The organism is Cupriavidus sp. HPC(L), assembly GCF_000307735.3.
Lineage (GTDB): Bacteria > Pseudomonadota > Gammaproteobacteria > Burkholderiales > Burkholderiaceae > Cupriavidus.
Genome location: NZ_AMPR02000191.1, coordinates 1 through 5,794, shown reverse-complemented (window position 1 = coordinate 5,794; position 5,794 = coordinate 1). Strand labels below are relative to the sequence as shown.

At 67.9% G+C, this 5,794-nt stretch carries 5 protein-coding genes; 4 read left to right on the top strand and 1 reads right to left on the bottom strand.

Annotation, left to right across the window (positions count from 1 at the left end; genetic code table 11):
* Positions 1 to 497: 497 nt before the first annotated feature.
* From B551_RS12480 to B551_RS12465, 4 genes are all read left to right on the top strand, one after another.
* Positions 498 to 1,691: an MFS transporter gene (locus B551_RS12480; RefSeq protein WP_006579983.1), complete on the top strand. Its 1,194-nt coding sequence runs from the start codon at positions 498 to 500 to the stop codon at positions 1,689 to 1,691.
* Between the two features lie 167 nt (positions 1,692 to 1,858).
* Positions 1,859 to 2,497 (top strand): pyridoxamine 5'-phosphate oxidase, encoded by a 639-nt coding sequence (gene pdxH, locus B551_RS12475; RefSeq protein WP_006579982.1) that lies wholly within the window; start codon positions 1,859 to 1,861, stop codon positions 2,495 to 2,497.
* Between the two features lie 225 nt (positions 2,498 to 2,722).
* Positions 2,723 to 3,955 carry a cyclopropane-fatty-acyl-phospholipid synthase family protein gene (locus tag B551_RS12470; protein WP_006579981.1) on the top strand — a complete coding sequence of 411 codons (1,233 nt, stop codon included), beginning with the start codon at positions 2,723 to 2,725 and terminating at the stop codon, positions 3,953 to 3,955.
* Positions 3,948 to 5,057, top strand: coding sequence for a DUF72 domain-containing protein (locus B551_RS12465; protein WP_043439238.1), 1,110 nt, complete (start codon positions 3,948 to 3,950; stop codon positions 5,055 to 5,057). The genes B551_RS12470 and B551_RS12465 overlap by 8 nt, the downstream gene beginning before the upstream one ends.
* Positions 5,058 to 5,105: 48 nt before the next feature.
* Here the strand turns inward: B551_RS12465 and msrA are convergent, their stop codons facing one another.
* Positions 5,106 to 5,651 carry a peptide-methionine (S)-S-oxide reductase MsrA gene (gene msrA / locus B551_RS12460; RefSeq protein WP_006579979.1) on the bottom strand — a complete coding sequence of 182 codons (546 nt, stop codon included), beginning with the start codon at positions 5,649 to 5,651 and terminating at the stop codon, positions 5,106 to 5,108.
* Positions 5,652 to 5,794: the final 143 nt, after the last annotated feature.

Below are 5,794 nucleotides of genomic sequence, written 5' to 3'. Positions count from 1 at the left end.
CCGCGATCGCCGCGCGCCGGCGTCGGCGCCCGGCGCCCAGCCGCCGGCCGGAGCCAACGAGGCCGATCCGCGTCGCCAAAACCCAACCGCACCGGCCGCACCGTCGCCTGGACCCAACAGATCGCCGATGTATCAAGGCGGCTGACGGGCTGCCCGCTCCACTTCGCAGCGCTGGAGCATCGGCCACCGATGCTCCAGCGCAACACTCCCGGACGCACGCCCCCTTTCTTTGCACCAAAACCTAAAAGACCGTTGCACGCTGTCAACAAGCGTCCGATAATTAAATGGCCATTTACATGGAGACGCTAGGCGGTAGCGGCGGCTCGATGCACAACACCACGCTGTAAACGGATGGCAATTTGCAGATGGCGCCCCAGGGCGCGGTCTGTTGCGGGGCGCGGCGCATGCCGCCCCCCGTTCGTCTTTTTTCGGGTTGTTCCCGTCTTCCGGTCTTTCCGGTCCTTCGTTCCACCCTCCGCTTCCCGGTCCCTGCACGAATGACGCCGTATCCCGCCGCCGCCATGCCGATCAGTGTTCTGATCGCGCTGACGGTGTGCAACCACGTGGCGTTCAACGCCAGCCGCGTCGTCGTTTCCCTGTTCGCCATTTCGCTGAAGGCCTCGACCATCACGCTCGGCCTGCTGATGTCGCTGTACGCGCTGCTGCCGATGCTGCTGGCGATCCGCGCCGGGCGCCGCATCGACCAGATCGGGCCGCGCCGGCCGATGACCGCGGGCTCGCTGATGGTGGTCGGCGGCACGCTGTTGCCGGCGATCTGGCCGAGCATTGCCGCGCTGTACCTGTCGTGCGCGCTGATCGGCGTCGGCTTCATGCTGGTCCAGGTCGCGATGCAGCTGCTGATCGGCCAGCTGTCGACCGACGAGACCCGGCTGCGCAATTACACCTGGCACGCGTTGGGCCTGTCGGTGTCGGGCACGCTCGGCCCGGTGGTGGTCGGCTACGTGATCGAGCACGCCGGCTATCGCCCCGCCTTCCTGCTGCTGGTCGGCGTCGCGCTGATCGGCCAGATCGGCCTGCGGCTGGTGCACGACCGCCTGCCCGCGCAGGGCGCCGGCGCGGCACGCCAGGCCACGCTCGACGGCGGCCGCGGCTCGGCGCTCGATCTGCTGATGGTGCCCGAGTTGCGCGCGGTCTTCGTCGCCAGCGCGGTGCTGTCCGCCGCCTGGGATCTGCATGCCTTCCTGATTCCGATCCAGGGCACGCGCGTCGGCCTGTCGCCGTCGTCGATCGGCTGGGTGCTCGGCGCCTTCGCGATCGCCACGCTGGCGATCCGCATCGCGATGCCGCTGGTCACGCGCCATCTTTCGGAATGGAAGATCATCCGCGGCGCGCTGCTGGTCGGCGGCATCGCCTACCTGCTCTACCCGTTCGTCTCCACGTTCTGGCTGATGTGCTGCCTGGCGTTCGTGCTCGGCCTGGCGCTCGGCAGCGCGCAGCCGAACGTGATGAACATCCTGCATAGCGCCTCGCCGTCCGGCCGCGCCGGCGAGGCGCTGGGCCTGCGCTCGGCCGTGCTGAACACCAGCCAGGTGGTCTGGCCGCTGACCTTCGGCGTGGTGGGCACCGCGCTGGGCATGCTGCCGATCTTCCTGTCGATGGCCGGCGCGATGGGCGTGGCCGGCTACTATTCGCGCGGACAGTCGCGCAAGCTGCCGCCGCCCGCCGCCTGAGGCCGTTCTCTGTCGGCAGGCGGCTCGCGGGCCGGGATGCCTTCGCTATACTCCAGGCATCCGGATCCGCATATCGGCCGCGCGCAAGCAGGTGTGCCAACGCTATCGGAGACCGTTCAGCGATTTTCAGCCATTCCCTCCGCGGCCGTGCCGCTGCCCTTCCCGCCATGACGCAACTCGCCGATCTCCGCCGTACCTATGTGCTCGGTTCCCTCACCGAAGCCGATGTCGCGCCACAACCCATCGCGCAATTCGAACGCTGGTTCGAGGAAGCGCTGACCGCCAAGCTGCCCGAGCCCAATGCGATGACACTGGCCACCGTCGATGCAAGCGGCCAGCCGTCGGCCCGCATCGTGCTGCTCAAGGGCATCGACGAGCGCGGCTTCACCTTCTTCACCAATTACGAGAGCCGCAAGGGGCTGGACCTCGCGGTCAACCCGCGCGCCGCGCTGCTGTTCCACTGGGTTCAGCTCGAACGGCAGGTCCGCATCGAAGGCGTCGTCGAAAAGGTCAGCGAGGCCGAGAGCGATGCCTACTTTGCCTCGCGGCCGCTGGGCTCGCGCATCGGCGCCTGGGCGTCGGCGCAGAGCCAGGAAGTGGCCGACCGCGCGTTGCTGGAACAGCGCGAGGCCGAGTTCCGCCAGCGCTTCGGCGAGAACCCGCCGCGGCCGCCGCATTGGGGCGGCTATCGCGTGGCGCCGACGCGCGTCGAATTCTGGCAGGGCCGCCCGTCGCGGCTGCACGATCGCATCGCTTATCTGCGCCAGCCCGACGGCAGCTGGCGCATCGCGCGCCTGTCGCCGTGATCGTCCTGACCGGCGCGCCGTTGTGCCTGGTTTGCCCCTGACATCGACATGGGGTTCAGGCAGTGCACTGCACACCGGTGTGGTTTGGCGTATAAAGTGAAACGCCAGACGCACCGGGCAGCGTGTTCTGGCGTTGGGTATGGCACAGCTTGATATATCCGAAAGCGGGGCCGCCCACAGCTGTTCGTTCGGAAATATGCCGCCATTCATCAGGAGGAAAGCCGCATGTTTTTCAAGCAAGCACTGGACACGCAACTGGAGCGCTGGGTCGCGGAACTGCGCGACAAGGCCAACCTGCCCGTCAAGCTGCGGCTCTGGAATGGCCACGAATACGCGCTGGGCAACTTCGAACAACCGGCCGTCACGCTGACGGTGCGCGAGGCCGGCGCGCTGCCGCTGCTGCTGACGCCGACGCTGGACAACCTGGGCGAGGCCTACGTCCAGCAGAAGATCGATCTGGAGGGCAAGCTCGCCGACATCATCGCGGTCGGCTACGGCTTCTCCCGCGCGACCACGCAACTGGCCGGCAGCACGCTGGCCCGCGTCGCGCAACGCTTCACCCATACCAAGCAGGAAGACAAGGCGTCGATCGAATACCACTACGACGTCTCGAACGACTTCTACAAGCTGTGGCTGGACCCGAACATGGTCTACTCGTGCGCGTACTTCGAGCACGGCACCGAGGACCTGGCCACCGCGCAGCTGAAGAAGATCGACCACATCCTGACCAAGATCCGCGTGCAGCCGGGCCAGACGCTGCTGGACATCGGGTGCGGCTGGGGCGCGCTGGTGCTGCGCGCCGCGCAGAAGTTCGGCGCGCGCTGCGTCGGCATCACGCTGTCGGAGAATCAGTTCGCGCTGGCGACCGAACGGGTCAGGCAGGCCGGACTGCAGGACCAGATCGAAATCCGGCTGCAGGACTACCGTGACGTCACCGGTACCTTCGACCGCATCACCAGCGTCGGCATGTTCGAACACGTCGGCAAGGAAAACCTGGTCACCTACTTCAGCCGCATGTGCGAGCTGCTGGCCGACGACGGCATCGCAATGAACCACGGCATCACGTCGCCCGACCCGGACAGCGGCAAGGTGCCGATGGACGGCGCGCAATTCATGGACCGCTACGTGTTCCCGCAGGGCGAGCTGCCGCATATCGGCATGGTGCTGCATACGCTGGCCAAGGGCGGCCTCGAGGCCTACGACGTCGAGCTGCTGCGCCGGCATTATGCGCAGACGCTGCGGCACTGGGCCGACAACTTCGAGACGCATGGCGAGACCATCCGCGCGATGGTCGGCGAGAAGAAATACCGCATCTGGCGCGTCTATCTGGCCGGCTGCGCGCAGGCCTTCGACAGCGAGAAGATGTCGATCTACCAGGTGGTCTGCCACAAGGCCACCCAGCCGTCGAACACGCTGCCCTGGTCGCGCCACTACATCTACGACAAGACGCTTGATTGACGATTTGTTTGGCGGCCTGCCGCCCGCTTCAACGGCACCAACGGAAAAGTCACTGGGTCCCCGCCTGCGCGGGGACGACGCCGCGCAGGATGGAGGTGTCGTCCCCACGAAAGCGGGGACCCAGCGTGTTCGCCGCGGCAAGACGGTCCAGCCGGTCGCTGCCTCCGCCGAACTGACGGCGCTGGCCGCCCGGCTGCCCCGCCACCTCTACCTCGGTACCTCGACCTGGTCCTATCCGGGCTGGAAGGGCCTGGTCTACGACGGCGACTACAGCGACAGCCTGCTGTCGCGCAAGGGCCTCGCCGCCTATGCCGCCCACCCGCTGCTGCGCGCGGCCGGCGTGGACCGCGGCTTCTACGCGCCGATTCCGCTGGCCGACTATCTGGCCTACGCGGCCCAGGTGCCCGACGATTTCCGTTTCCTGGTCAAGGCGCCCGCCAGCGTCTGCGATCCGTGGCTGCGCGCCAGCAATGGCGCCGGCCGGCTCGCCAATGCGGCATTCCTCGATGTCGAGATCGCGATCCGCGATTTCATTACGCCGGCCACCGCGGGGCTGGGCGCCAAATGCGGGCCGCTGCTGTTCCAGCTGTCGCCGCTGCGCGCGATGGCGGCCGATGCCGCCGGCTTCCTGTCGCGCCTCGACGCCTTCCTGTCGGCCCTGCCCGCGCTCGACCCGGCGCAGACGCCGAACGCCTGCTATGCGGTCGAGCTGCGTGATCCCGAACTGCTGACACCGCGCTTCATCAAGCTGCTGCGCGCGCACGGCGTGCGTTTGGGCTGCTCGGCGCGCGACCGCATGCCGCCACTGGCGCGCCAGGCCCCGGCGCAGGCACTGCGCGACGAGGGCGAACCGGGGCCTTTGGTGCTGCGCTGGCTGCTGCATCAGGGCTATGGCTACGAGCAGGCCGAGGCGGCATTCGAGCCGTTCGACCGGCTGCACGTGCTCGATCCGCAGACGCTGGCGGCCGCGGCCGACCTGGCCGTGCGCACGCTGCAGGCCGGGCAGCCGGCCTATCTGATCGTCAGCAACAACGCCGAGGGCTGCGCGCCGCTGACGCTGGCGCGGCTGGCCGAGGCGATCGCACAGCGGCTGGGCGTCTAGCGTCCCGCGGCTGCCGTGGTGGCTGCGATTGCCGCGCTTGCTGCCTGCCTACTGCGCGCGCAACCGGTGCGCGAAGCTCTTGCGGAATTTCGCGACCTTCGGCGAGATCACGAAGGCGCAATAGCCCTGCTCCGGATGATTGCGGTAGTAGTTCTGGTGATAGGCCTCGGCGCGCCAGTAGCGCTGCGCCGGCTCGATCTGCGTGACCAGCGGGCCGTCGTACAGCTCTTGCGCGGCGATGTCGGCCTTCACCTGCTGCGCGGTGTCACGCTGCGCGTCCGAGTGGGTGTAGATCACCGAGCGGTACTGCGTGCCGACGTCGTTCCCCTGGCGATTGAGCGTGGTCGGATCGTGGATCGCGAAGAAGATCTCCAGGATCTCGCGATAGGAGATCACCGACGGGTCGAACGACACCCGCACCACTTCCGCGTGGCCGGTATCCCCGCTGCAGACCTGCTCGTAGCTTGGATCGTCGACATGGCCGCCGGTATAGCCGGACTCCACCGCGGTCACGCCTTCGACCTGCTGATAGACCGCCTCCAGGCACCAGAAGCAGCCGCCACCGAGCGTGGCGATTTCGGTTCGATCTTCCATGGATGCTTACCCGTTGGGATGAGCGGCAAGGCGCGATCGAACGATGATACCCGCCGCGCTCAGTTCGTGCCGCCGCTGCCGCCGCCGCTGCCGCCGCTGCCGCCGTTGCCGCCGTTGCAGCCCCGCGCCGCCTCCAGCGTCGC

Excerpts from the sequence above, each read along its gene's own strand:
- B551_RS12480 (WP_006579983.1), top strand. The coding sequence starts at position 498 with ATGACGCCGTATCCCGCCGCCGCCATGCCGATCAGTGTTCTGATCGCG.
- pdxH (WP_006579982.1), top strand. The coding sequence starts at position 1,859 with ATGACGCAACTCGCCGATCTCCGCCGTACCTATGTGCTCGGTTCCCTC.
- B551_RS12470 (WP_006579981.1), top strand. The coding sequence starts at position 2,723 with ATGTTTTTCAAGCAAGCACTGGACACGCAACTGGAGCGCTGGGTCGCG.
- msrA (WP_006579979.1), bottom strand. The coding sequence starts at position 5,651 with ATGGAAGATCGAACCGAAATCGCCACGCTCGGTGGCGGCTGCTTCTGG.